This is a genomic window from Caenispirillum bisanense (assembly GCF_039523075.1).
In the GTDB taxonomy this organism is placed as follows: Bacteria; Pseudomonadota; Alphaproteobacteria; order Rhodospirillales; family Rhodospirillaceae; genus Caenispirillum; species Caenispirillum bisanense.
The window spans coordinates 58796-84856 of sequence record NZ_BAAAEP010000013.1 but is presented as its reverse complement, the minus strand read 5'-3'; the positions used below and the strand labels follow the sequence as shown (position 1 = coordinate 84856).

The window sequence follows — 26061 nt, the reverse complement described above, 5'->3', positions numbered from 1 at the left end:
CCTGGCGGACGTACTACCCTTGGTGCCTGGGACCACGCCGCCGGCCGGGCCGGAGGCGATCCGCGTCGTGCATCGTGAGGCTTTCTTGAATCGCCCGCTTATCGTTGCCATCGCCGGGGCCGTCGTCGTCCTCATCGCCCTCATCCTCACCCTGACGGTGGGAGGGGACGACGAAGACCCGCCGCCGCCGCCCGTCAGCGAGGCGCCGGCACCGGCTGCCGAGCCCGCCGCCACCGCCGACACGGCCGCCGCACCGCCGTCAGCACCGGCCGCCGCCCCCGCCAACGGGGTGGCGCCGAGCTTCGACGTGGTCCGCATCGACCGCCAGGGCAACGTCGTGATGGCCGGCCGGGCTGCACCCGATGCCGAGGTGACGATCATCGACGGCGAGCGCGAGCTGGGGCGGGTGAAGGCCGATGCCCGCGGCGAATGGGTGTTCCTGCCGGCCGAGCCGCTGGCGCCGGGCACGCGCGAGCTGGCCCTGCGCAGCGTCGACCGCGGCGGCGAGCCCCGCATGGCCGAGGGATCGGTGGTGCTGGTGGTGCCGGAACCGGGCGCCGGCTCCGACACGCCGCCGCTGGCGGCGCAGACGACGCCGGGCGGCCCCAGCCGGGTGCTGCAGGCGCCGGCGCCGGTGCTGGCCGATACCCGCGAGCCGGGCGCCGGCGGCGACGCCGGGGCCGAGGGCGGGCCGACGGTCATCGACGTGGTCGACTACGACGTCGAGGGCCGCCTCAGCTTCGGCGGCCGGGCGGCGCCGGGCACGGTGGTGCAGGGCTATGTCGACAACGCCTTCGCCGGCCGCACCACCGCCGACGACAGCGGCCGCTGGACCATCATCCCGACCGATCCGGTGGCGCCGGGCAGCCATGTGCTGCGGGCCGACTCCCTGGCCGCCGACGGCGACGTGATGGCCCGCGCCGAGATCCCCTTCCTGCGGCCGGAAAGCGTGCACGTGCCGCCGGGCGAGCGGGCGGTGATCGTCCAGCCCGGCAACAGCCTGTGGCGCATCGCCCGCCGCACCCTGGGCAGCGGCGCCGACTACACGCTGATCTATGAAGCCAACCGCACCCAGATCCGCGACCCCGACCTCATCTATCCCGGCCAGGTGTTCCTGCTGCCGGCCGGCGACAACGGCTGAGACGGCGTCAGCGCCCCTCCGCCTGCCACCCTTCCACCCGCACGCAGGCATAGGCGGCGGCGGTGCGGCCGGAGGGCGGGAAGTCGGTGCTCCACGGGGCGGCGCCGGTGGCGCCCCACAGGTTCAGCATCAGGAAGGCCGGCTCGCTCGGCAGCGGCACCGCACCGCCGGGCGGCGCCGTGTGGACCACGGTGCCGTCGACCAGCCAGTCGATGCGGTCGGGCAGCCAGCGCACGGCGTAGTCATGGAAGCCCGCCGAGGCATCGAACGGGAGCGGCACCGAGGCTTCCACCGCCACCCCGTCGGTCCAGTAGGTGGCGTGCAGGCGGGTCGGGTCGTCGCCCTTGATCTCGATATCGATTTCGTGGTGCGGCGTGCCTTCCGCCGGGCCGGTGTAGAGGAACACGGCGGTGATGGCGCCGGGGTGGGCAGAGGCCCGCAGCCGGGCGCCGAACAGGCCGTGGCCGAGGCGCCGGCGCGTCCGCACCTCGCCGCCGCCGAGGCCGTCGCCACCGGCATCCGGCGCCAGGGTGAGGCGCAGGCCCTCCGCCCCCGCAGCCACCCGCGCCGGGCTCCAGCGGTTGAGGAAGTGGCCGCCGTTGGCCCAGTCGGCCACCTGCCAGCGGGCCGGATCGAGGGTCGTGAAGCGGTCGACGAAGCCCCCGGCCGGCGGCGGCCCGTCGCACAGCCCCTGCCCTGCCGCCTGCCCAGCCGACACCCCCAGCCACAGCGCCAGCAGCGGCGGCGCCAGCCGCCTCACCGCGTCGCCGTCCCGAGGAAGCGCTGCATCAGGTTGCGGCCGAGGGAGCGGCGGCGGCCGTCCGGCGGCGGCTCGGTGCTGAAGACGCCGCAGAACAGATAGGCGATGAGGGCGTCGCGGCGGCTGTCGTCGCAGTCCTCCCAGGCAAAGCGCAGGGCGAGTCCGCCGCCCTTGGGGAACACCACCTCCGCCGGCACCGGCCCGACCTCGGGCAGCTCCACGGTGATGCGGTCGCCCGGCCGCGCCGTCAGGCCCGGCGCCCGCACGAAGGCGCCGCTGACCGACACGTCCACCGCCATGCCGCCATGGCTGCCGCCGTCGCCGTCACCGGCGGGGCGCACGGTCACCGGGCGGTTGACGTAGAAGCGTTCTTCCTTGCGCTTGCGCGGCACGTCGAAGCAGATCAGCGACGCCAGGATCAGGATGACGATGTTCAGCACCGCCCACGCCGCCGCCACCGGGAAGAACTCGCGGTCGGCCATGGGGCGGATGGCGGGGATGCTGTTCAGCACCAGCCCCAGCGCCGTCAGGCCGATGAACACCATGATGCAGGCGAACGAGATCCAGTCGACGCCGGCGGCGTTCAGGCTGCCCTTGGGCGTCACCCGGAACGGCTTGCCGAACGGCCGCACCAGGCTGGACAGCACCGTCGGCAGCAGCCGGAAGGTGGCGAACACGCCGATGGCGGTGGACAGGATGGGCATGTACTTGCCGCGCACCAGCCAGTGCATGGTCCAGTAGTAGCAGGCGAGAACCGGCATCTGGTAGAAGATCAGGTCGTCCAGGCTGGTGTAGTGCAGCGGCATCAGGCCGGTGAGCATGTAGACGATGGGCACCAGCAGCGCCATCATCCGCACCGGATACTGCACGATCCAGCTGAACGGGAAGAACAGGATGCGGTCCAGCACCCGCATGCCGCCGCGGCCAAGGGGGCCTTCCGGCAGGAACAGGGTCTGGATGCCGCCCTGGCACCAGCGCGCCCGCTGCACGAAGAAGGCATCCAGGCTTTCCGCCGCCAGGCCCATGCTCAGGCGCTCGTTCAGGTAGCGGGTGGTCCAGCCCTTGCGGCGGGCCGCCAGGGTGGTGAGGATGTCCTCGGTGATGCTCTCGGTGGGGATGCCGCCGATGTCGTCCAGGGTCTGCCGCCGGATGATGCTGCACGAGCCGCAGCAGAACGACACGTTCCAGGCATCGCGGCTGGCCGCCATCTCGTCGAAGAACAGGCGCTGCTCGTCGGGCCAGTCGTTGGCGATGAGCAGGTTCATCTGCACCGGGTCGCGGTTGAAGAAGTGCTGCGGCGTCTGCAGGATGCCGAGGCCGGGGTCGCGGAACATGCCGGCGGTGCGCCGCAGGAAGCTGCGGTGGGGCACGAAGTCGGCATCGAAGATCGCCACCAGCTCGCCGTCGGTGCGGGCGAGGCCGTTGTTCAGGTTGCCGGCCTTGGCGTGGGAGTTGTCGTCGCGGACGTGATAGCCGACGCCCTTGGCGGCGCAGTAGTCGCGCAGCCACTCCCGCCGGCCGTCATCCAGCACATGGACCTTGAAGTTGGGGTAGTCCATGGCGCGGGCGCCGATGATGGTCTTTTCCAGGACGTCCAGACCCTCGTTGTAGGTCGGGATGAAGACGTCGACGCTCGGCCATTGCGCCGCCGCCTCCTGCTCGCGCTGGCGGATGTCGGCGGTGCCGCTCTCGTGGTTGGCGCGGCTCATGATCAGCAGGAAGATGCAGACCTCGACGAAGGCCAGCACTTCCATGGTGTAGACGAAGTACACCCACCCCAGTTCCACCCAGTCGCCCCGCACCGGCAGCACGGTGTCGGTCAGCCGCCACGTCAGGTAGCGGACTCCGAGCAGGGCCGGGATGATGGTGATCAGCGCCCGCGCCCGGTCGTCGTCCCGCCGCAGCGACGGGGCGAAGGCCCAGAAGAACCCGGCCAGCGCGATCAGGATGCCGAAGGAGGTGACTTCAAAGAGCATTCCAGGCCGCCACGAAGGGGCCGAACAGGTCCATGCGCGCCTCGAAGCGCACATCAGCCCGGCGGCCGACGTTGCAGAAGTCCGCGCCGACCGCGTTGCGGTCCTGCGGGTCGAGTTCCGCCCAGATGCGGAAGGTGCTGTCGCGCGGCGCGTCCAGGCGGGCGGCCAGGGAGCGGTCCTCGCCGACGGCGGAGGAGCCGCGCTTGGCCACCACCGTGCCGGTACGGAAGCTCTGCGAGCCGGCAAGGCGGTACTCGATGCGCTCGCCGATGGAGACCTTCTCGAACCGCGACTCCGAGACGATGATGTCGAGGAAGGTGCTGCGGCAGTCGAGCACGTGCACCACTTCCTCGCCGATCACCAAGTCGGCGTTGGCGGCGGCCAGCGTCTTCCACACCACGCCGGTGAAGGGCGAGCTGAGGGTGACCTCGGTGGCGCCGGCAAGGCGCTCTTCTTCCTGGGCGATCTGCCGTTCGATGCGGGCGATGCGGGTTTCCTGCTCGGCGCGCGAGGCGGCAAGGTCCAGCAGGCGCATGGCGATCTCGTCGCGGCGCTGTTCCATGTAGGGGGCGCCGAAGCGGCCGGAGGCGACGAAGATGCCTTCGCCGGCCTGGCGGCGGAACTCGCGCAGCAGGTCGATCTCGGCCGCCACCTGCTCGGCCTCGAAGCGCAGGCGGTCGCGGTCGGCGCGCACCTGGTCGAGGGCCCGCTGGGTGGTGTTGCCGGTGGCGCCGAGCGCCTCCTGGCGGCGCAGTTCCGCCTCGCGCTCGCGCAGGCCGGCACGCACCGCCTCAAGCTGGGCGGCGCGGGCGACCATTTCCTTCTCCAGCGCGCCCACCGCCGCCCCTTCGTAGGAGCGGATGCGGCCGCTGAGGTCGTCGCGCATGGCCAGCAGGCCGTCTTCCTGCGCCGTCAGGCTGCCGACGCGGGCGATCAGGCTGTCGCGTTCCGTCTGCAGTTCGAACAGGAAGCTGCGGTCGACGCGAGGATTGCGCAGGGTGGCGAGCGGTTCGCCCTGCTGCACGCGGGCGCCGGGGGCGAGGCCGGGGCCGCTGACGACACCCTCGATGGGCGCCAGCAGCATGGCGGTGCGGCCGTTGACGATGGCTTCGTCGGCCCGATAGGTGATGGCCCGCGGCACCACGATCACGAGGCCGAGCAGGATCAGCAGGCCGCCCAGTGACCAGCGGAACGGGCGCCCGTTGAAGAACGAGCCGCCGCCGCCGGTGGGGGTGGTGGCGCTCTCCACGCTGCGGCGATCGCCCGCATCGGCGGTGATCTGGCCCTTGTTGAACATGAACATCTGCTCGGCAACCTTCCGTCTGTGCGCGCGCCGGTCGTGCGGCGGGCGTCGGCATCCTGCGATCATCCACGGGGACCGCCGGCCTTGGCGGCGGCGGCGCGGTCGCGCGCGTCCGCAGGCGGCGGCTGCGTGGCAGCGCCCCGGCGGTCGTGCTGGTCGAGACTGGAAGGCCGGTCCGCGCGGACCGGCCGGGCCGAGGCCCCCCGTCATCATCCGTTGCGATGGCGGCCGCGGCCTGACCGGCCGCTCGGCGGCATCTGGTCAGGGCCGCACCGCACCCTGTGGCACCCTCCGGCCGTGCGTGCAGGCTTGTTTCTCCCGCGCCGACGGCCCCTTTTCCCTAAGAGGTAAAACACCATCACTTTGAACTCTCGTCAATAGAACGAAGAGTTCATTTGCCGACCCCCATCCTGAACCTTTCCGGTAAAGGAAGCCTCTACCAACTCTTTACAAGACGCTAACAGAACTAGTCCCCTGTAATACAAACGTCGGATGCGCCGCGACTTGCGGCTGCAGAGCCGCCGCACCTCTGCAGCGAAAACGCGCACGACCACCGGCACCTGGGGCACCGATGGTCGCGGACAGGCTGTGACGTTCGGATAAGGCGGAGTGCGGCGGAATGCGGCGGGCGTCAGTTGATGGGCTGGGCCGGCATCAGCACCCGGTTGCCGTCCAGCGGGTCGCTCGGCAGCGGATCGCTGGAGGTGGCGCCGTAGCCGTAGAAGTCATCCTCGAAGCGGCGCGGCACCTCGCCCTGCGGCATCTGGCGCAGCTGGGTGACGTCGGGCATCGACTCGAGGCTGTAGCGGTTGCGGTTGGCATCGGGGGGCGGCGGCGCCGCTTCCATCGCGACGGTCAGGGGGCCGGCCATGCCGGTCAGCGGCAGCGGCGCCGGGGTGTGGTAGAGGGTGATGCCGTCGCCCACCAGCCGCGCCGTCAGGGCATAGGTGGCGGCGCTGCCGGTGGCGGCTCCCTCCTCCTCCCGCCAGCGCAGCTGCCACGGCACCGGGTTGGCCAGCGGCCCGTCAACCACATGGCTGGCGAGCAGGAACGGGCGCCCCGGCCCCGACCGCGCCAGATCGATCAGCCGCACCTCGCCGCGGGCGGTGGCCGGCAGGGGGGTGGCATCGGGCAGCACCAGCACGCCGCGTAGGCTGGCGCTGCCGTCGGCGCCGCCGCCGCCGGTCCAGCCGCTCCAGTCGGGGGCCGAGGAACAGGCGGCGGCCAGCAGCGGCAGGCCGAGGGCGGCAACAAGGGTGGCAGGTCGGAACGGCATGGCGGCAATCCTTCGCTGACGGCGGAAACGGGACGAACCCTGCTACAAACGATGCGGCAGGCCGTGCGTTCCCGCTCCACCATACCGGGAGGCGTCAATCCCGCTGCTGGCGGGCGATGCCGAGGAAGCCGCGCGGCTTCAGCACCAGGAACACGATCAGCAGGGCGAACACGGCCACGTCGCGCCACTCGCCGGGCATGTAGGCGGTCCACAGGGCTTCCGTCATGCCCACCACCAGCCCGCCCAGCATGGCCCCGGGGACGGAGCCGATGCCGCCCACCACCGCCGCCGTCAGCGCCTTGACGCCGACCGCCCAGCCCATGAAGAAGTTGGCGCCGCCGTAGACCACCGTCACCAGCATGCCGGCCACGCCGGCGCAGGCCCCGGCCAGGGCGAAGGTGACGCCGATGGTGCGGCCGACGTCGATGCCCACCAGCCGCGCCATGGCGGCATCGTCGGCGCAGGCCCGCTGCGCCCGGCCGAGGCGCGTGGCGGTCAGCAGCCGCCACAGGCCGAGGTAGACCGCCAGCGTCAGGGCCGCCACCAGCGGCTGCGCCTGGCTGACGTGCAGCGCCAGGTCCACCCCCTCCATCACCGCGTAAGGATCGCCGAACAGCGGCGGCGGCCACAGGTCGCGGGCGCCGGTGAGCACCCGGAAGCCCTCGGAGAACACCAGCGCCGCACCGATGGAGGCGATGAGCGGCGCCTGGGTGCCGGCATCGTGCAGGCGGCGGAAGGCGGTGCGCTCCAGGCACCAGCCGGCCAGGGCGCCCCAGACGAGCGCCGCCGGCAGCACCAGCACGATCAGCCCGGCGACGCCCCAGGCGCCGCCCATCACCAGCCCGGCGATCACCGCCCCGGCGGCAAAGGCGCCGACGGTGTAGAGCCCGCCCAGCGCCAGGTTGATGCGGCCGGTGATGGCGTAGACCAGGGTGAAGCCCATGGCCAGCAGGCCGTAGAGGCAGGCCGTGACGATGCCGTTGTTGACCTGGGCCAGCAGGTAGAGCACGCGGTCGGGCAGCGCGATGTCCGGCGCCAGCGCCTGCAAGAAGCCCTCGCCGCCGCCATCGCCACCGCCGGCGAAGGCGCTGCCGTCGCGCGGCAGGCCGAGGGCGAGCGACAGCCACAGCAGGCGGGCGCGGTCGACGGGCCCGTCGAAGGCCTCCCCCTCCACCGCCATCAGCACCAGGGCGAGATCCTGGCGGGCGCCGGAGCGGAAGGTGCAGGCGAGCGCCAGGTCTTCGCCCTGGGCATCGCGGTAGGACAATCGCACGGTGGCGCCGAACAGGCCCGGCGGCTCGGCCGCCGTCACCTGCGAGCCGGGCTCCAGCAGGGCGAGGACGGCGCGGCAGGCCTCCAGGCGCGGCCCGTCGCTGACGGCGGCGCAGCCGGCCAGCACAAGCGCCGCCAGGACGACCACCAGAACAGGACGGCAGACGGCCGGCATGCTTGCTCCGTCAGGGGGTTAGGGCCTGTGAGTATCGACCCGCCCGCCCTCCGGAGCAAGCACCGCCGCGGCCGCCCGCCGTCCCGCCGGCCGGGCTCAGGCGTAGCGGTACGGCGGGCCCGCCTTCTTCATGTCCTCGGCATACTTCTTCAGGATGTCGACCACCCGCTTGCTGCGTTCGCTCTCGGCGGCGATCTCGTCCCAGAACTTGTAGGCCTCGTCCTCCACCTGCTGCCATTCCTCGGCGGGGATGGTGGTCAGCTTCATCTTGGTGCCCTCGACGCGCAGCTTGGCCTCGCCGCCCCAGTACCAGTGCTGGCGGTAGTAATGGCTGCTGTCGATGCACAGCATGTAGAGGCTCTTCAGATGCTCCGGCAGGGCTTCCCACTTCGCCGTGTTGACGAAGTAGCTGCCGCACCAGGCGCCGGAGATGTTGTTGGTGAGGAAGTGGTTGCACACGTCGGCCCAGCCGACCGTGTAATCCTCGGTGATGCCCGACCAGGCGATGCCGTCCAGTTCGCCGGTCTGCACCGCCACCTGCACGTCTTCCCACGGCAGGGTCACCGGCACCACGCCGAAGCGCGACAGGAACCGGCCGGCGGTGGGGAAGGTGAAGACGCGCTTGCCCTTCAGGTCGGCCAGGCTGTTGATGGGGTCCTTGGTGGCGAAGTGGCAGGGGTCCCAGGCGCCGGCCGACAGCCACGTCACGCCCTTCACCTCGCTGTAGGCCTCCTGCCAGATTTCCTTCAGGCCGTAGGTGTGGAACAGGGTCGGCACATCCAGGCTGTAGCGGGTGGCAAAGGGGAAATAGCCGCCGAACACCGCCACGTCCACCGGCGCGGCGATGGAGTCGTCGTCGCTCTGCACGGCGTCGATGACGCCCTGCTGCATGGCGCGGAACAGCTCGCCGGTCGGCACCAACTGGTCGGCGTAATACAGCTCGATCACCATCTCGCCGTTGGCCACCTTGTTGAAGGCGTCGATGGACGGCTTGATGACGTGTTCGGCCAGCGCCGGGCCGGCGTAGGTCTGCAGCCGCCACTTGATGGGCGCCTTCTGGGCATGGACGGCCGGGGCCGCCAGGGTGGCGGTGCCGGCGGCGGCCACGGCGGCGGCTCCGGCGGTCTTCAGCAGGTGGCGTCTGGTGGTCATGGTGAGGATGCCTCCACTGGTGGTCTGGGTCTGCGGGTCAGGAAAGCGGTCACTTGCCGTAGACGAGCCCCGGCAGCCACAGCGCCAGCTCGGGGAAGGCGGTGACGAGGCCGAGCGTCAGGATCATCACGCCGACGAAGGGCACGATGGACTTGTAGATGTCGATGAGGGTGATTTCCGGCGGCGCCATGGCGCGCATCAGGAACAGGTTGTAGCCGAAGGGCGGCGTGATGTAGGCGACCTGGCAGGTGATGGTGTAGAGCACGCCGTACCACACCAGGTCGAACCCGAGCGCCCCCACCAACGGCACGAACAAGGGCGCGACGATCACCAGCATGGCGGTATCGTCCAGGAAGGTGCCCATGATCAGGTAGGTGATCTGCATCAGGATCAGCACCTCCCACGGGCCGAGGCCAAGCTCGCCCAGGAAGAAGCCCTCGATCGCCTTCACCGCCCCCAGGCCGTCGAACACGGCGCCGAAGCACAGGGCGGCGAGGATGATCCACATGAACATGCAGGTGATGGTCAGGGTCTTGCGCACGGTGTCGTGCAGCACGGTGCGGGTCAGCCGCCCCTTCACCAGCGCCGCCGCCGTGGCCGCCAGGGCACCGACGGCGGAGCTTTCCACCAGGCTGGTGATGCCCATGACGAACAGGCCGGTCATCAGGAAGAAGATGGCCAGCGGCAGGATGCCGGCCTGCAGCAGCCGCAGCTTCTCCCCCAGCGGCACCGCCGCCCGCTCCGCCGCCGACAGGGCGGGGCCGAGGTGCGGCTGCAGCCGGCAGCGGACGACGACATACAGGATGAACAGCGCCGCCATCAGCAGGCCCGGCATCACCCCGGCCAGCCACAGCTCGCCCACCGGCTGCCGGGCGATCATGCCGTAGAGCACCAGCACCACGCTGGGCGGCACCAGGATGCCGAGGGAACTGCCGGCCTGGATGACGCCGGTGATCATGATCTTGTCGTAGCCGCGGCGCAGCAGCTCCGGCAGGGCGATGGTGGCGCCGATGGCCATGCCCGCCACCGACAGGCCGTTGATGGCCGAAATCACCACCATCAGCAGGATGGTGCCGATGGCCAGCCCGCCGCTGAGCGGCCCCATCCACACATGCACCATGCGGTAGAGGTCTTCGGCGATGCCCGACTCCGACAGCATGTAGCCCATGTAGACGAACAGCGGCAGGGTCAGCAGCGGGTACCACTTCATCAGCTTCATGGCGGCGCTGAAGCCCATTTCCGCGCCGCCGTCGCCCCACAGCAGCAGGCTGGCCGCCACCGCGACGAAACCGATGACGGCGAAGACGCGCTGCCCGGTCATGAGCAGCATCATCATCGACGCGAACATCATCAGGGCGATGAACTCGTAGCTCATGACGGCGCATCCCCGCCCTGTTCGCCGGCGTCGTCGATCTCCACCCCCCGCAGGCTGGCGATGTCGGTGATGAGGATGGCGACGGCCTGCAGCAGGGTCAGCAGGATGCCGATGCACATGATGATCTTGATGGGCGCCATGTACGGCCGCCAGGCGGAATAGCTCCGCTCGCCGTACTCCAGGGCGTAGGAGGTGCTGGAGATGCCGCCCCACAGCAGCAGCACCAGATAGGCGATCAGGCACAGCACGGTGACGGTGTCGACCAGCGTCCGCTGCCGCCGCGTCCAGGTGCCGTAGAGCAGGTCCATGCGGACGTGGGCATTGGCGCGCAGGGAATAGGCGCCGCCGAGCAGGAAGTAGGCGACCATCACGAACTGGGCCAGCTCCATCGACCAGATGGGCGGGATGAAGAAGGCCTTGGAGACGGACGAGTACAGAAGTATGCCCATCATCAGGAAGATCGAGTACATCACCGCCAGCCCGATCCAGCGGCTGAGGCGATTGATCCCCCGAACATAGGCGATCAGGAACTGCGGCATCGGTCGGCCCCGCTTGCCGCCGGCGGCGGCATCTGGCGCACCGGCGCGCGTCCGCGGCCTGCGGGCGGCAGTCACCCACAAGTCACGATACCGCCGGGCGCGGTCCAATCCCTTTACAAAGACAATAAAAATACGGCGGATAATTGCCGCGACACATCTGTCGCGGCCTCAGTCTAGCGAAATGACTTCAGCAATTCCCGGGCCATCTTCTCGTTAACGCTGAAGGTGAGGGGGCGCTTACCCTTCGATGCGTGTGCCGAACCGCCGCAACGGCTTCATCTGCATCAAAGTTAGGCACATCCTGCCCATCAGGTCAACTTTTGTGCAGAAATCTGCCGGCCCATGGCCCCCCCAGGGGTGGTAGGGGCCGAGCCGAGGGCGCAGGCGCCGCGTTGCCCGCTCGACTCCGCAGTGTCCGCCGCCCCCTCCCTTGCCAGGAAAGGCTCCGCCATGGTCACCCTCGTCGGCACCGAACCCCGCCTGCTCGACCTGCTCGACAGCCTCATCAAGCTGGAGCACGACGCCATCGCCGCCTATGAGGAGGCGGTGACGCGCCTCGACGATGCCACCCTGAAGACCGCCCTGCGCGGCTTCCAGCGCGACCACGAACGCCACGTGACGGAGCTGAACGCCCTCACCCGCGACCTTGGCGGCACCCCGCCGGGCGGCGGCGATTTCAAGGAGGTGCTGACCACGGGCAAGGTGAAGCTGGCCGACATGTTCGGCGACAAGGCCATCCTGCAGGCCATGAAGACCAACGAGGACGACACCAACACCGCCTACGAGCGCGCCGTGAACCATGCCGAGGCGACGCCCACCGCCCGCACCTGCTTCCAGGGCGCGCTGGGCGATGAACGGCGCCATCGGGAGTGGCTGGAGGACACGGTGGCGCGGCTTTAGGCAGCACGGCGGGCCACGGGCGTCGCCTTCAGCCCCCGTCGGGCTCGGCCCCGGCCTCGGCCCCCGCCGCCACCTCCAGGTCCATCACCGGCGGACCGGCGGCGCGCAGGCGGCGGTATTCGGCCTCGCTGACCGGCACGCACTGCCACACCACCAGCGGCCGCTGCTGCCCCTGCACCGGCACCGCATGCCAGGAACCGAGCGTGGGGACGATGACGCCGTCGGGGCGGCGGAGGGCGCAGATCACCCGCAGGGCGGTGGTGCCGCCGGTCAGCAGGCCGCGGTCCAGCGCCGCCCGCCCCGCCTGCTCCAGGTCGGCGGCGGCGAAGCGGCGGCGCAGGTCCGCCCCCACCGCTTGCACCGGCGTGATGCCGAGCAGCGCCGCGAAGGCCGGCGACACGGCGTTCAGCCGCCAGTCGGCATCCACCAGCGCCATGGCGGCGGGGCTGTGGCCGACCATCTGCCGCAGCGCCGCCTCGCCGGCCGGAGCGACGCTATTGAGCAGATCCTGCAGGCGGCGGCGGGTTTCGGGGTCGGGCCGGGTGGTGCCGCGCTCCCAGCGGGACACCGTGCACTGGCTGAGGCCGAGGCGCTCCGCCAGGTCCTTCTGCGTCAGGCCAAGAGTGGCGCGCAGATGCCGAACCAGATCCCTGTCCACGCCAGAGTCCGCCACCGTGCTGAAGGAGAGAGGGAGTGACCGCAAAAGAAGAAGGGTAATACTAAAGTTTCATTCCAGACTGGAACTTGATGGTGATGCTACCTGCATCCAAAGTCTTGATCAATCTGTTCATGCTGCGGCGGGGGAAGACTCCCGCCTCCCCTTCCCCCCAGCAGGAACCGCGTGTCATGGCAGCCTGGGATACTGACCACCGCGTCGCGGAGGTGCTGATGACAGCCCCACCCCCACCCTTTCTCGTCAGCCTCGGTCCGCGCGCCGAGGAGGCGGAGCTGATCGCCGACGCGGCCGTTGCCAGCGGTTTCGATGCCGTGGCGGTGCCGCCGACCGATCTCCTGAACCTGCGGCTGGCCGCCGCCGCCGCCGACGTGCTGGTGATCGATGGCGCCACCGCGCCGCAGGTGCTGGCCGCCCTGCCGGTGCCGGAACCAGCCGAGCCGGCACCGCTGGTGCTGCTTGTGCTGCCGCCCGATCCGGCCGGGGCCGAGCAGGCCCGGCGGGCGGTGGCCGGCCATGGCCTGTCGGTGGTGGCCACCCTGGCCGCCCCGTTGGCCGAGGAACCCTTGCGCCGCGCCCTGCTCCAGGCCCGGGCGGGGGCCGGCGGCCTCCAAGAAAGGTGACCGTGCGGCTCTGGAAATCACCCGGTCCCTGCGCCAATATGAAGGGAAAGCCGGGAGGACGCCCACCATGACCGATCGCACCGCCGTTGCCGGCGGCCCCGCCGATCCTTCCCAGCCGTCGGCCTCGCCCGTGGTGCGCGGCCTGCTGCTGGCGCTCGGCTGGCTGTGCGTCGGCCTGGGGGCGCTGGGGGCGGTGCTGCCGGTGATGCCGACGACGCCCTTCCTGCTGGTCGCCGCCTGGGCCTTCGCCCGGTCCTCCCGCCGGCTGCGGGCGTGGCTGTACGGGCATCCGCGCTTCGGCGCGGCGCTGCGGGCCTGGCACGAGCATGGCGCCATCCCCCGCCGCGGCAAGGTGCTGTCCATCGTCGGCATGAGCCTCAGCTTCGCCTGGGTGCTGCACCGGGCCGAACAGCCGTGGCTGCCGGTGGTGGTGGGGCTGACGCTGCTGTGCGTCGCCGCCTTCATCCTCACCCGGCCCGAGCCGCCGCCGCGGTCTGCCGCTGCCGCCACCGCCGCCCAGCCGGCGGAGTGATCCGCCCTCCTCTTCCCCTTCCCCTCCCCCACTACATCAGGACCACCGATGTCCCGCACCACCACCCCCATGACCGAGGCGCTGGAAGACTACATGCGCGCCGTCGGCGTCCGCGAGCCGGACGTGCTGCGCGCCCTGCGCGAGGAAACCGCCACCCTGCCCCGCGGCGGCATGCAGTCCAGCCCCGAGCAGGGCGCCCTGCTGTCCCTGCTGGTGAAGCTCACCGCCGCCCGCCGGGTGCTGGAGATCGGCACCTTCACCGGCTATGCCTCGCTGTGGATGGCGCTGGCGCAGGGCGATGACGGCCGCGTCGTCTGCCTGGACGTCAGCGACGAGTACACCCGCATCGCCCGCCGCTACTGGGCCCAGGCCGGCGTCGCGGAGCGGGTGGACCTGCGGCTGGCACCGGCGCTCGACAGCCTCGCCCGCCTGAAGCAGGAGGCGGCGGAGCCCTTCGACCTGGTGTTCATCGATGCCGACAAGGAAACCTACACCGCCTATTACGACGCCGCCCTCGACCTGCTGCGGCCGGGCGGGCTGATCGTGGTCGACAACGTGCTGTGGCACGGCGCCGTGGTCGACCCCGCCAAGACCGACGCCGCCACCCTGGCGGTGCGCCGCTTCAACGAAACCGTGGCGCGCGACGAGCGGGTGGACGTGGTGCTGGTGCCGGTGGGCGACGGCCTCACCCTCGCCCGCAAGCGCTGACGCCGCGCCGGCACCCCCCTGCGGCAAAAGTCGCATTCCCGCTTCCGCCGAAAGATGCCCCGACCGCAGGCGCCCGCGCCCTTGCGGCGGGGCAGTGCCGCACCCAGTATGAAACATTGATCGTGTCACTCGACCAAGGATGCGGAGACACAACGGCAAGAGGGAGAAGCCATGCTGCTGGCGAGCATGCTGCGGAACCTTGTCACCTACGGCGATCTGGTGCTGATCGATGCCAACGGGGAGAGCCACCGCTTCGGCGGCCGCCCCTTCCAGGACGTTCCGCCCGACCACCTGCCCGCCCCCGTCCGCCTGCGCCTGACCGACCGCCGCCTGCACACCCGCCTGGTGGTCAATCCGTCGCTGGCCTTCGGCGAGGGCTACATGAACGGCGGCATCGAGATCGAGCAGGGCACCCTGCGCGATGTGCTCAGCCTGTTCATGTACAACATGTACCGCGGCAGCGGCCATTGGCTGCTGCGGCTGCAGGACCGGGCAAACGGCTGGCTGCGCTGGCTGCACCAGCACAACCCCGTCGATGTCGCCCGCAAGAACGTCGCCCACCACTACGATCTGTCGGCGGAGTTCTACGACCTCTTCCTCGACCGCGACCGGCAGTATTCCTGCGCCTACTTCCCGACCGGGCTGGAAAGCCTGGAGGTGGCGCAGGAGGCCAAGAAGCGCCACATCGCCGCCAAGCTGCTGCTGGAACCGGGGATGCGGGTGCTCGACATCGGCTGCGGCTGGGGCGGCATGGCGCTGTATCTGGCGCGGGAGTTCGGCGTCAAGGTCACCGGCGTCACCCTGTCGCGCGAGCAGCTGGCGGTCGCCCGCCGCCGTGCCGCCGAGGAGAAGCTGGAGCACCGGGTGGATTTCCACCTGCTCGATTACCGGCTGGTGGACGACCAGTTCGACCGCATCGTCTCGGTGGGGATGTTCGAGCACGTCGGCGCCCGCCACTACCGCGAGTTCTTCGCCAAGGTGCGCAGCCTGCTGGCGCCCGACGGGGTGGCGCTGCTGCACACCATCGGCCGGCCGGAGCCGCCGGGCGGCACCAACGCCTGGATCCGCAAGTACATCTTCCCCGGCGGCTATTCCCCCGCCCTGTCGGAGGTGATGGCGGCGATCGAGCACGAGCGCCTCATCCCCTGCGACATCGAGATGCTGCGCCTGCATTACGCCGAAACCCTGCGCCACTGGCACGAGCGATTCCAGGCCAACCGGGACAAGGCGAAGGCGCTTTATGACGAGCGCTTCTGCCGCATGTGGGAGTTCTACCTGCTGGCGTCGGAGATGGCCTTCCGCCACGAAAGCCACATGATCTTCCAGATCCAGCTGGCCCGCCATCAGGAGGCGGCGCCGCTGGTGCGTGACTACATCACCGCCTTCGAGGCGACGCAGCCCCTGCGCCTGGCCCGTCAGGAGGCAGAGGCGGCGGCGGCGGCCACCGCCGCCAAGGTGCGCCAGGGCGGCGGGTTGCGGGTGTCGTCGCCTACAGCACCAGCCGCACCGCCACGCTCATCAGCCACAGACTGACGGTGATGCTGCCGACGATGCGGGCATAGCGGAAATAGGCCCGCCGCAGCGCCCGGCCGATGATGTGCTGGGCAATCTCCTTCGGCGGCCGCTGGTCGTGGCGCAGCATCATCCAGGTTTCGGTCTCGCGCGGATTGACCGCGTGCGCCCGGCTGCCGCGCATCCACAGCACCGTACTGGTCATCAGGCCGAGCACGGCGCCGGCCTGGGTGGCCATGGGCAGGTCGTAACTCAGGGCGATCATCAGGCAGCAGATGCCAAGGGCGGAAAAGGCGGTGGCCCGGCCGACGCTGACGGCCGCCGCGCGCTCCACCGCCTGGAGGGCGCACGCAGATGAGGTCATGGCGAAGTCTCGCAGTTTGGAATGCTGCGCCGCAGTATAGCCGAGGCTGCACCGGCGGCACGACTTTCCAACGATTGGCGGCGGCGGTGGTTCAAGCTGCCCGGCAAGTCATTGAACGGTCTGCGGCGGCGCCTGCAGGTAGGGGGCAAGCTCCGGCGCCGCGCCCATCAGCACCAGGGCGATGTGGAACGCGACTCGCAGCGCGAACATCCAGAAGGCGGCGTAGAGGGGGATGAACAGCGGGTGCAGGAACCCCGGCGTCACCGGCCCCAGCAGGCGGATCACCGGGTCGGTCAGGCGGCGGAAGAACCGCATGATGTAGTTCGGACTGTCCTCCGCCACGAAGAACCCCAGCACGAAGCGGCCGATGAGGGTCCAGGCAAGGGCGGCAAGGATGTAGGTGGGGATCAGGTAGTACCAGTAGCGCAGGAAGAACGGGTCAAGCATGGGATGCCGGAACTCCGCAGCCGGAAGGTGTCGGGACCATCATACCAGAAACAAGGCGGGGTGCGGCGGTGGCCGCACCCCGTTAGTCTTTCGCGTGACGTGGGACGCTTCTGCGATCAATGGCCAAGCGCGGCGTCGCGCTTGTCCATGATGGCGTCGCCCCTGGGGATGCGGATGGCGTCGATGAACTCCTGCATCTCGCGCGACGGCGCCTTCGTCATCAGGCTGACGACGATGGTCACCGCGAAGGCCACCGGGATGCCGAACAGCCCGGCCGAGATGTTGTTCACCCCCCACCACTTTTCCATGCCGCCGTACTGGGTGCCGATGAGGTAGATCATGCACACCCCGAACCCGGCGATCATGCCGGCGATGGCCCCGGCCGAGGTGCAGCGCTTCCACCACACCCCCAGCACCAGCGCCGAGAACAGGCCCGACGCGGCGATGGAAAAGGCCCACGCCACCATCGACAGGATGTCCGATGGCTTGGTGGAGGCCAGCCAGGCGGCGAATACCGCCACCACCATCAGCAGCGTCCGCGCGATCACCAGCCGCCGCTTGGTGTCGGCGTGCGGGTTGATCATGCGGTAGTAGATGTCATGCGACAGGGCATTGGCGATGGCCAACAGCAGACCGTCTGCCGTCGACAGCGCCGCCGCCAGGCCGCCCGCCGCCACCAGCCCGGCGATCACATAAGGCAGGCCGGCGATTTCCGGCGTCGCCAGCACGATGGCATCGGTGCCAAGGCGCAGTTCCGCCAGCTGCAGGATGCCGTCGCCGTTGGCGTCCGTAACGCTCACCAGCCCCACCTCGGTCCAGATGGACACCCACCGCGGCAGGTCGGCGATGGCGAGGCCGATGACGTTGTTATAGACCTCGTACTTGGCGAAGGCGGCATAGGCCGGCGCCGTGAAGTACAGGATGAAGATGAACAGCAGCGACCACCCCACCGACCGCCGCGCCTCGCGCACGCTCGGGGTGGTGAAGAACCGCATCAGCACATGCGGCAGCGAGGCGGTGCCGAGCATCAGGCAGAAGATCAGCCCGAAGAAGTTGAGCGGATCGTAATTGGTGAAGGGCATGAAGTGCGGCTTCACCGTTTCCATGATGCCGGGCTTGGTCTGCTCCAGCACGGCGATCTCCTGCAGCACCTGGCCGTACATCAGCTGCGGGATGGGCACGCCGGTCACCTGCGCCGACAGGATCACCACCGGCACCAGGTAGGCGATGATGAGGATGATGTACTGCGCCACCTGCGTCCACGTCACCGCCCGCATGCCGCCCAGCATGGAACACACCAGGATGCCGACCAGGCCGACGAAGACGGCGATCTCGAACGGCATGCCGAGGAACCGGCTGGCGATGATGCCGGTGGCGTAGATCTGCGCCGTCACATAGGTGAACGAGCAGCAGAACAGCACGATGATGCCGATGAACCGGGCCAGATTGCCGCCGTAGCGGGCGCCCAGGAAGTCGGGGATGGTATAGGCGCCGAACTTGCGCAGGTACGGCGCCAGCAGCACCGCCACCAGCACAAAGCCGCCGGTCCAGCCGAGCGCGAAGGCCAGGCCGTCGTAGCCGAGCGTGTAGAAGGTGCCGGCCAGGCCGACGAAGGACGCGCCGGACATCCAGTCGGAGCCGGTGGCCATGCCGTTGTAGACCGCCGGCACCTGCCGCCCCGCGACGTAATACTCCGACACCTGGGCGGTGCGCGACATGATGCCGATGGCGGCATAGACGGCGATGGTCAGGAAAACGAAAGCATAGCCGATGATGCGGTTGGGCACGCCAACCTGTTCAAGGACCGCCAGGAAGATGACGAATCCGATGAAGCCCCCGGTATAGATCCCGTAGATCTTGCCGAGGTTGTCCACGAAATTGCCTTTCATAGAACGACACTCCTCGGTTTACCGGTTCAGTCTTCGGAAACTCCATATTCCTCGTCGATGGCGTTCTGTCGTCCGGCGTACCAGAAGATCAGGACGACAAAGGCCAGCAACGATCCCTGGGCGGCCATGTAGAAGCCCAGCGGAAAGCCGAAGATGACGATTTCGTTGAGTGTCGTGACGAAGATGTGGATGCCGAAGCTGAAGATGAACCAAAGCACCATCACGATCCACATCAGGCCGCGGGTTCGGGACCAATGGGCCCGTGCCTGCTCTGCCGATAACTCGGTCATGGTTGAACCTCCCTGCCGTATGGCGTGGCGAGCGTAAAGCGTTCACCCTGAAACAGCGGGGTCTGACAGCCCCTTGTTCTTGTTTCCTTACGCCTTGACTGGGCAGGAGCACAACCGCGCCCTGCCCTCTCCCGCCCCGACATGCCCGACTGCGGTACAGCGGCATGATGTCGGCATCTTCGGTTTTCGCTGCGTGCGCCCGCAGTCATCGGGGCGTGCAATGTTGATCGCGAAACTCGGCCTTGAAAGCGGCAGCGGGAGTCATCAAAAATCGTACTACAAGACAAACCGCAGATTCGCAAGATTGTTTTGCGCCCTTGGTCGTAGTCCAGTCTGATTGCAACCGGCCAAGGTCGACACCACATCAAGTCCAAGCCCTGTGCAGATGCGGAAATCACGGCTCTCGTTATTTCGCGGATGCACAATCACCCACCCCTGACCCGCCGGCCGGAAGGAACGTCCCATGCGCCTGCTTGATGTCCTGCGCCTGCGCCAGCGCCCGATCACCGACGCCGCCGGCTTCTGCCGCTTCATGGCCGAACAGGCCGCCTTCACGGCCCAGAAGTTCGCCTATGGCTACGTGCGCAAGCGCGCCGGCCGCTCCGCCGAGGCGCTGGTGACCGAAGACCCCTTCATCGCGGTGATGGACGTCTGCCGTTACGACGGCACCGCCGTGCTGCTGGGCGACCTGCTGGTGCTGGCCGAGCATCACCTGCGCTCCCACGCGCCGCCGGCCGACCCGCGCCTGCACGCCGCCCTGTGCGCCGTCCACCGCGAGGCGCTGCAGGGCATCGGCCTGCCCGCCCACCGGCAGGACTGGGGCGACGTGCTGGCCGCCTTCCCCGCCCGACTGGCCGAGGCCCAGGCCGCCCCGCCGCAGCCGCTGGCGACGGTGACGCGGCCCGGCTGGCAGGCGCTCTACGACCGCCTGCCGGTGCCGGAGGCCATGCGCCGCAACGATCACGCCATCCTCGACGCCTCGTTCCGGCTGTGGGTGACCACCTTCCACGACACCCTGGTCGGCCGCGTCGATGCCGCCGCCGTCGCCGGCGCCCTGCTGCGCGGCGGCACCGCCGACCCGCCGCTGGCCCGCACCGGCTGAGGCGGCAGGGCGCATCATGGGCCGCATGGGGGAAACGCGCCGCATCCTGGTCCTCACCTTCACGGTGGTCGCCCTGACCATCGTGCTGGTGGTGGGCGGCGCCATCTGGAAGCTGTTCGACGTCGGCGCCGCCCATATGGACGACGGCTCCATCGACATGGCGGTCACCGTCATGCTGGCGCTGGCCTTCGCCAGCATCACCGGCCTGTGGATCTGCTACGGCGTGCTCGACAGCCACTTCGACGACCTGGAGCGCCTGCGGGCGGCGGTGCTGGTGGCCTCCGTCAGCCCCGACGGCCGCCTGCCGCCGCCGCGCGAGGAACTGCGGGTGGACGAGGTGTCGCGGGTGCGCGAGGCGGTGGAGACCCTCATCCTGCGCCGCCTGTTCCCCTCCGCCACCCCCGACGAGCGGCTGACCGCCGTGCTGGCGACGCTGGAGGAAGGCATCCTGGTGGTCACCGACCAGGGCCAGGTGAGCCTGTCCAACGCCGCCGCCCGCGTGCTGCTGGGGGAGGAGCCGATCCGCGTCGGCTCGTCGGCCTTCGCGGCGCTGGAACGCGACGATCTGGTGGCCGCCATGGGCGATGCCGAGGCCCACCCCGGCGGCGCCGTCGATGCCACCCTGCGCGGGGTGGACGGCCAGCCGTGGCTCGCCCGCGTCTACCACCTGCCCGGCCACAGCGGCTTCGTCGTCCGCATCACCGCCACGCCGCTGGCGGACGGGGAGGTGCGGCCGATCACCCGCAGCGGCGTCATCCACCACGACCTGTCCCTGCACGACAGCCTGCCCGAAGCCGCCGCCGACGACGACACGCCGCTGTTCGACCTGCCGGTGTTCGTGTTCGACAGCGAGACGACGGGGCTCGACATCCACCGCGACCGCATCGTTTCGGTGGGCGGGGTGCGGGTTCACGGCACCCGCATCTTCCACATCGCCAACATCGACCGGCTGGTGAACCCCGGCATCCCCATACCGGCCGGCGCCGCCGCCATCCACGGCATCACCGACGAGGTGGCAGCCGGCGCCCCGCCCTTCGCCGCCGCCTGGCCGGCGCTGGAGCCGCTGCTGCGCGGGGCGGTGCTGGTCGGCCACAACATCGGCTTCGACCTCGCCCTGCTGCGGCGGGAATGCGCCCTGGCCGGCCTGCCGCCGCCGGCGCCGCCGACGCTCGATACCCTGCTGCTGGCCGGGCTGCTGTTTCCGGGCATGACCGACCTCAACCTGGAGGTGCTGTGCCGACACCTGGGCATCGACGTCCACGGCCGCCACACCGCCCTCGGCGATGCGCTGGTGACGGCGGAGCTTTACGTCCGCCTGCTGCCGCTGCTCGATGCCGCCGGGATCAAGACCCTGGCCGAGGCCCACGCCTATACCCGCAAGGCCACCCACCTGCTGGCGCGCCAGCGGGCCATGGGCTGGTGAGCCGGTCGCCGCCGAGGATCGCCACGCCATGGATACCGACACCCGCCCGCTGGCCCGCATCGACAGCTTCCCCTACCGCCACCGCGTCGCCGACCTGATGAGCAGCCCGCCGCTGACGGTCGATCCCGCCGCCCCGGCGACCGAGGCGGCGCGGCTGATGCTGGCGCGGCGGGTCAGCTCGCTGCTGGTGCTCGACGGCGACGGCCGCCCGGCCGGCATCGTGACGGAAAGGGACATGCTGCGCGCCCTGTGCGCCTGCCCGGCCGACCCCGGCCGGGTGGCCGATCTGATGACCAGCCCGGTCGCCTTCGTGCGCGCCGACGCCTTCGTCTACATGGCGCTCGGCCGCATGGCGCGGCTCGGCCTGCGGCACCTGGCGGTGATCGACGGCATGGGACGGGCGGTGGGGGTGATCTCCGCCCGCGACCTGCTGCGCCTGCGCTCCGGCCAGAGCCTGCAACTGGGCGACCGCCTGCGCACGGCCGAAACCGCCGCCGACTTGGCGACGGTGCGGGCGGAGCTGCCGGCCCTGGCCGCCGCCCTGCTGGCGGAGGCGGTGGAGGCGCGCGAGGTGGCGGCGGTGATCAGCGCCGTCTATCGCGACATGACCCGCCGCGCCGCCCAGCTGGCCGAGGCCGCCCTCGCCGCCGATCCCGCCTGGGGGCCGCCGCCGGCGCCCTATGCCGTGCTGGTGCTCGGCTCCGGCGGGCGCGGCGAGAGCCTGCTGGCGCCGGACCAGGACAACGCCCTCGTCCATCGCGGCGGCGCCGGCGACGCCCCGTGGTTCGCCGAACTGGGCCGCCGCATGACCGACCTGCTGGACGCCGCCGGCCTGCCCTACTGCCCCGGCGGCGTCATGGCCAGCCAGCCGGACTGGCGCCACGACCTGGACGGCTGGCGGCAGCGCATCGGCGGCTGGATCGGCCACCCGGAGCCCGACAGCCTGCTGATGGTCGACATTTTCTACGACCTGCAGCCGGTGTTCGGCGATGCCGAGCTGGCCGCCACCCTGCAGGCCGAGGCGCTGGAGGCGGCCCGCCGGGCGCGCGGCTTCCTGGCCGTGCTGGGGGCGCAGCTGGAGGCGCTCAACCCGCCGCTCGGCCTGTTCGGGCGCTTCCGGCTGGATGCCGAGGGGCGCCTGGACCTCAAGCTGGGCGGCCTGCTGCCGGTGGTCCAGGGGGCGCGGGTGATGGCCCTGCAGCACGGCCTCGCTGCCACCGCCACGCGGGACCGGCTGGATGCCCTGGCGGCCGCCGGGGTGCTCACCGGCCGCGACCATGCCGCCCTGACGGCCGGCCATGCGCTGCTGCTCGATGTCGTGCTGCGCCAGCAGATCGACGACCTGCGCGGCGGCCGCGCCGCCGGCACCCGCGTCGATCCCCGCCGGTTCCCGCCCGAGGTGGCGGCGCGGGTGAAGGACGCCGTGCGGGCGGTGGATGCCCTGCGCATGCTGGTCCGGGACGGGCTGCAGCGGGCGGCGGTCAGCCCACCATCGCCTCCACGCCCAGCAGCTCCTGCCAGTCCATCCAGCTGATGAGCCACAGGTCGATGAGGGCGTGCGCCACCACCGCCGGCCAGATGGAGCCGGTGCGGTAGACGGCGATCATGAACACCACGCCGGCGGCGGCGGTCATCACCACATGGCCGAAGCCGCCCGACCAGTGCCACAGGCCGAACAGCAGGGCGGAGGCCAGCGTCACCCACACCGGATGCCAGCCGCGTTCCTCCAGCGTGCGCTTGACCAGGCCGCGGGCGACGATCTCCTCGCTCAGCGCCACCAGCGGAATGCCGATGGCGGTGTCGATGACCAGCCACAGGTGATCGTCGGCGATGGGCGCCCAGCCGAGCGGCTGCCCCGGCAGATACCAGCGCAGCGGAAAGGCGAACACCACCGCCAGGGTGACGGCAACGGTCCAGCCCAGCCCCTCGATGCTGCCGTGCGGGCGGCCGGTCACCGGCCGCAGCGCCCGCCGCCCGGCCGGCACCAGCAGGGCCAGCAGGACGATGCTGCCGCGCAGGGCGATCTCGACGGCGACGAAGGTGTCGTACTCCACCTGCCAGATCAGGTAGAGGTCGTTGACGAGAAACGGCGCGACGCACAGCGTCGTCAGGACGGGCAGCGAAAGGCGCATGGACCGGGCCGGCAGCGGATGTGTCCTGGCTTTAGCACGCAGCCCCGGTGCGGCAAACGGGTGGCGCCGGGGCTGTTGCATTTTGATCACCCGGTGTTGCCGCTTTGCCGCGCCAGCGCCCCCAGCCGCGCCACCGCGTCGCGCAGCGCCGCCCCGTCCAGCACCCCGACGGAGATGCGCAGGCAGCGCGCCCCCTCGCCGCCGGGGGCGAACAGCGAGCCCGGCGCGACTCCGATCCCCGCCGCCCGGGCCGCCCGGTACAGCGCCAGGCCGTCGCCGCCGGGCGGCAGCCTGACCCACAGCATGAAGCCGCCGGCCGGCTGGCTGACCTCGGTGCCGGGCGGGAAGTGGCGCGCCACCGCCTCCGCCGCCAGGGCCAGCCGGCGGCGGTAGGTGCGGGCGGCGCGGCGGGCGATGCGGGCATGGCGGCCGTCGGCCACCACCTCGGCCAGGGCCAGCTGGGCCGGCGTCGGCGAGGCCAGCGTGCGCAGCATCTTCTGCCGCGCCACCGCCTCGGGCCAGCGGCCGGCGGCGATCCAGCCGAGCCGCAGGGCCGGCGCCACGGTCTTGGAGAAGGCGCCGCAGTAGAGCACGTCGCCGGCCAGGTCGGCCGCCTTCACCGCCGGCGGCCGCGGCGTGGCGAAGGACAGCGGGCCGAAGGTGTCGTCCTCGATCAACGGCACCGCCGCCCGCCGGCACAGGTCCAGCAGGCGGGCGCGGGCGGCGGCATCCATGGCGCAGCCGAGCGGATTGTGGACCGCCGGCATCACCACCACCGCCGCCACGCCGCCGGCCGCCAGCGCCGCCGCCAGGGCATCCAGGTCAAGGCCGCGACGGGGGTCGGTGGCGATGGGCAGCGCCTTCAGCCCCTGCGCCTCCAGCGCCTGCAGGGTGCCGAAGTAGGACGGAGATTCGATGGCGACCACGTCGCCCGGCCGGGTGGTGACCGTCAGGGCGAGGTCCAGCGCCTCGGCGCAGCCGTTGGTGACGACGATGTCCTCGGGCGACACCGCCGCCGCCGCTTCCTCCGCCATGATGCGGGCGATGGCCTTGCGCAGCGCCGGCTCGCCGCGCGGGTCGCCATAGGCGGTGAAGGCCGTCGCCCCCTGCTGCCGCAGCACCCGGCCATGCGCCCGCGCCAGCGCCGCCAGCGGCGGCAGGTCCGCCCCCGGCACGCCGTCGCCCAGCGGCAGCAGGCGCCGGTCGCGGCTGGTGCCGAGGATCTCCGCCGCCAGCCCGGCGATGGACACCAGCGTCGCCTGCGCCGCCGTCGCCGTCGCCTGCCGCAGTACCGCCGGATGACCGCGCAGGGTGACGAAGTGGCCGGAGCGCGGCCGCGCCTCGCTCAGGCCCCGGTCGGCCAGCAGCTCCAGCGCCCGGAGCGCCGTCATCGGGCTGACGCCCTCCCGCCGCGCCAGCGCCCGCACGCTCGGCAGGCGGTCGCCGGGGGCGTAGGTGCCGTCGTCGATGGCCGCCGCCAGCCGCCCCGCCACCGCCTCGTAGACCAGAGCCTCCATGGGCCGCGCCTTCTGTTATAGGTCAGTTTCACCGCGTCTGTATCTGTACCACGTCCGCCCGCCGCCTACCATGGCGGCCGGTGTCATGCGGAGAGAGACGACATGCGACGGGACAGAATGGGGGCGCTGCTGGGCGGCCTTGGCGTGCTGGGATTTTCGCTCACCCTGCCGGCGACGCGGGTGGCGGTGGTGGACCTGGGGGCGCTGCCGGTGACGCTGCTGCGCCTGGACATTGCCGCCGTGCTGGCGGTCATCGCCCTGCTGGTGGTGCGGCCGCCGCTGCCGCGCCGGGCCGATCTGCCCGACCTGCTGGGGGTGGCGGGCGGGGTGGTATTCGGCTATCCGCTGCTGGCCGCCGTCGCCATGCAGGACCTGCCGGCCGCCCACGGCTCGGTGGTGGCGGGGCTGCTGCCGCTGATGACCGCCCTGATGGCGGTGCCCATCAACCGCGAGCGGCCGTCGCCGCTGTTCTGGGCCAGCGCCGCCGCCGGGTCGGCGCTGGTGCTCGCCTTCGCCCTGCGCGACGGCGGCGGCAGCCTGCAGGCGGGCGACGCGGCGCTGCAGGCGGCGGCGATGGCGGGCGGCATCGGCTACGCCTGCGGCGCCCGCCTGACCCGCCGGCTGGGCGGCTGGCAGACCATCAGCTGGGGCCTGGTGGTGGCGACGCCGGTGCTGCTGGTCGCCACCCCCCTGGCGGTGCCGGCGACGGCCCTGCAGGCGCCGCCGACGGTGCTCGGCAGCCTGGTCTACCTGGGCGCCGTCAGCCAGTTCCTGGCCTTCTTCGCCTGGTATCGCGGGCTGGAGATGGGCGGCACGGCGCGGGTGGCGCAGATCATGCTGCTGATGCCCTTCCTGTCCATCGCCGCCGCCGGCCTGCTGCTGGGCGAACACATCGACGCCGCCACCCCCCTGTTCGCCGCCGCGGTGGCGGTGACGGTGGTGGCCGGCCGCCGGGCGCCGGTGGCGCAGGCGCGGTAGAC

At 71.0% G+C, this 26061-nt stretch carries 25 protein-coding genes; 10 read left to right on the top strand and 15 right to left on the bottom strand.

Going from position 1 to position 26061, the window contains the following annotated elements:
* Positions 1–85 precede the first annotated feature (85 nt).
* Complete coding sequence (locus ABD056_RS08240; RefSeq protein WP_343866074.1) at positions 86–1141, top strand: LysM peptidoglycan-binding domain-containing protein; 1056 nt, start codon at positions 86–88, stop codon at positions 1139–1141.
* Positions 1142–1148: 7 nt separating this feature from the next.
* Here the strand turns inward: ABD056_RS08240 and ABD056_RS08235 are convergent, their stop codons facing one another.
* The 8 genes from ABD056_RS08235 to ABD056_RS08200 form a co-directional block, all read right to left on the bottom strand.
* Entirely contained in the window at positions 1149–1901 is a 753-nt protein-coding gene (locus ABD056_RS08235) for a family 16 glycosylhydrolase (RefSeq protein ID WP_343866073.1), read from the bottom strand.
* On the bottom strand, positions 1898–3877 hold the full coding sequence (locus ABD056_RS08230) for a glycosyltransferase (protein ID WP_343866072.1): 1980 nt from the start codon (positions 3875–3877) through the stop codon (positions 1898–1900). Before ABD056_RS08230 ends, ABD056_RS08235 begins: the two co-directional genes overlap by 4 nt.
* Entirely contained in the window at positions 3867–5180 is a 1314-nt protein-coding gene (locus ABD056_RS08225; protein ID WP_343866071.1) for an HlyD family secretion protein, read from the bottom strand. The genes ABD056_RS08230 and ABD056_RS08225 overlap by 11 nt, the downstream gene beginning before the upstream one ends.
* 631 nt (positions 5181–5811) lie before the next feature.
* Positions 5812–6456, bottom strand: a complete 645-nt coding sequence (locus ABD056_RS08220) for a hypothetical protein (protein WP_343866070.1) — start codon at positions 6454–6456, stop codon at positions 5812–5814.
* A gap of 94 nt (positions 6457–6550) precedes the next feature.
* On the bottom strand, positions 6551–7903 hold the full coding sequence (locus ABD056_RS08215; RefSeq protein WP_343866069.1) for a branched-chain amino acid ABC transporter permease: 1353 nt from the start codon (positions 7901–7903) through the stop codon (positions 6551–6553).
* Between the two features lie 96 nt (positions 7904–7999).
* Positions 8000–9055, bottom strand: a complete 1056-nt coding sequence (locus ABD056_RS08210) for a TRAP transporter substrate-binding protein (RefSeq protein WP_343866068.1) — start codon at positions 9053–9055, stop codon at positions 8000–8002.
* A gap of 49 nt (positions 9056–9104) precedes the next feature.
* Entirely contained in the window at positions 9105–10430 is a 1326-nt protein-coding gene (locus tag ABD056_RS08205) for a TRAP transporter large permease (RefSeq protein ID WP_343866067.1), read from the bottom strand.
* Positions 10427–10969 (bottom strand): TRAP transporter small permease subunit, encoded by a 543-nt coding sequence (locus ABD056_RS08200; RefSeq protein WP_343866066.1) that lies wholly within the window; start codon positions 10967–10969, stop codon positions 10427–10429. The genes ABD056_RS08205 and ABD056_RS08200 overlap by 4 nt, the downstream gene beginning before the upstream one ends.
* Before the next feature lie 450 nt (positions 10970–11419).
* Here ABD056_RS08200 and ABD056_RS08195 point away from each other — a divergent pair, with 450 nt between their 5' ends.
* Entirely contained in the window at positions 11420–11869 is a 450-nt protein-coding gene (locus ABD056_RS08195) for a DUF2383 domain-containing protein (RefSeq protein WP_343866065.1), read from the top strand.
* Between the two features lie 28 nt (positions 11870–11897).
* On the opposite strand, the gene ABD056_RS08190 is transcribed toward ABD056_RS08195, so the two are convergent.
* Positions 11898–12527, bottom strand: coding sequence for a helix-turn-helix domain-containing protein (locus ABD056_RS08190; protein ID WP_343866064.1), 630 nt, complete (start codon positions 12525–12527; stop codon positions 11898–11900).
* A gap of 188 nt (positions 12528–12715) precedes the next feature.
* Here ABD056_RS08190 and ABD056_RS08185 point away from each other — a divergent pair, with 188 nt between their 5' ends.
* The 4 genes from ABD056_RS08185 (at position 12716) to ABD056_RS08170 (ending at position 15938) form a co-directional block, all read left to right on the top strand.
* On the top strand, positions 12716–13165 hold the full coding sequence (locus ABD056_RS08185; protein WP_343866063.1) for a hypothetical protein: 450 nt from the start codon (positions 12716–12718) through the stop codon (positions 13163–13165).
* 67 nt (positions 13166–13232) lie between these two features.
* Positions 13233–13697 carry a YbaN family protein gene (locus tag ABD056_RS08180; RefSeq protein ID WP_343866062.1) on the top strand — a complete coding sequence of 155 codons (465 nt, stop codon included), beginning with the start codon at positions 13233–13235 and terminating at the stop codon, positions 13695–13697.
* Between the two features lie 48 nt (positions 13698–13745).
* Positions 13746–14405, top strand: coding sequence for an O-methyltransferase (locus tag ABD056_RS08175; protein ID WP_343866061.1), 660 nt, complete (start codon positions 13746–13748; stop codon positions 14403–14405).
* A 171-nt stretch (positions 14406–14576) separates the two neighbouring features.
* Positions 14577–15938, top strand: coding sequence for a class I SAM-dependent methyltransferase (locus tag ABD056_RS08170; RefSeq protein WP_343866060.1), 1362 nt, complete (start codon positions 14577–14579; stop codon positions 15936–15938).
* Here ABD056_RS08170 and ABD056_RS08165 read toward each other — a convergent pair.
* The 4 genes from ABD056_RS08165 to ABD056_RS08150 all read right to left on the bottom strand — a co-directional run bounded on the left by ABD056_RS08165 (position 15895) and on the right by ABD056_RS08150 (position 18907).
* A complete protein-coding gene (locus ABD056_RS08165; protein ID WP_343866059.1) occupies positions 15895–16281 on the bottom strand; it encodes a hypothetical protein in 387 nt (128 codons plus the stop codon). The genes ABD056_RS08170 and ABD056_RS08165 overlap by 44 nt on opposite strands.
* Positions 16282–16389: 108 nt before the next feature.
* Positions 16390–16728, bottom strand: a complete 339-nt coding sequence (locus ABD056_RS08160) for a YggT family protein (RefSeq protein ID WP_343866058.1) — start codon at positions 16726–16728, stop codon at positions 16390–16392.
* Positions 16729–16844: 116 nt separating this feature from the next.
* Complete coding sequence (locus ABD056_RS08155; protein ID WP_343866057.1) at positions 16845–18617, bottom strand: sodium:solute symporter family protein; 1773 nt, start codon at positions 18615–18617, stop codon at positions 16845–16847.
* Positions 18618–18643: 26 nt separating this feature from the next.
* Positions 18644–18907: a DUF4212 domain-containing protein gene (locus ABD056_RS08150; protein WP_343866056.1), complete on the bottom strand. Its 264-nt coding sequence runs from the start codon at positions 18905–18907 to the stop codon at positions 18644–18646.
* 463 nt (positions 18908–19370) lie between these two features.
* Between ABD056_RS08150 and ABD056_RS08145 the strand changes: the two genes are divergently transcribed.
* Genes ABD056_RS08145 through ABD056_RS08135 form a run of 3 tightly spaced genes read left to right on the top strand, consistent with a single transcriptional unit; the run spans position 19371 to position 22966 of the window.
* Entirely contained in the window at positions 19371–20009 is a 639-nt protein-coding gene (locus ABD056_RS08145; RefSeq protein WP_343866055.1) for a hypothetical protein, read from the top strand.
* A 16-nt stretch (positions 20010–20025) separates the two neighbouring features.
* Complete coding sequence (locus ABD056_RS08140) at positions 20026–21432, top strand: 3'-5' exonuclease (protein ID WP_343866054.1); 1407 nt, start codon at positions 20026–20028, stop codon at positions 21430–21432.
* Between the two features lie 28 nt (positions 21433–21460).
* Positions 21461–22966, top strand: coding sequence for a DUF294 nucleotidyltransferase-like domain-containing protein (locus ABD056_RS08135; RefSeq protein ID WP_343866053.1), 1506 nt, complete (start codon positions 21461–21463; stop codon positions 22964–22966).
* On the opposite strand, the gene ABD056_RS08130 is transcribed toward ABD056_RS08135, so the two are convergent.
* Both ABD056_RS08130 and ABD056_RS08125 read right to left on the bottom strand, forming a co-directional pair.
* Positions 22914–23564 carry a CPBP family intramembrane glutamic endopeptidase gene (locus ABD056_RS08130; protein ID WP_343866052.1) on the bottom strand — a complete coding sequence of 217 codons (651 nt, stop codon included), beginning with the start codon at positions 23562–23564 and terminating at the stop codon, positions 22914–22916. The two genes, ABD056_RS08135 and ABD056_RS08130, sit on opposite strands and share 53 nt — an antisense overlap.
* Positions 23565–23650: 86 nt before the next feature.
* Positions 23651–25081, bottom strand: a complete 1431-nt coding sequence (locus ABD056_RS08125; protein ID WP_343866051.1) for an aminotransferase-like domain-containing protein — start codon at positions 25079–25081, stop codon at positions 23651–23653.
* Between the two features lie 102 nt (positions 25082–25183).
* On the opposite strand from ABD056_RS08125, the gene ABD056_RS08120 reads away from it, so the two are divergent.
* Positions 25184–26059 (top strand): DMT family transporter, encoded by an 876-nt coding sequence (locus ABD056_RS08120; protein WP_343866050.1) that lies wholly within the window; start codon positions 25184–25186, stop codon positions 26057–26059.
* Positions 26060–26061 lie beyond the last annotated feature (2 nt).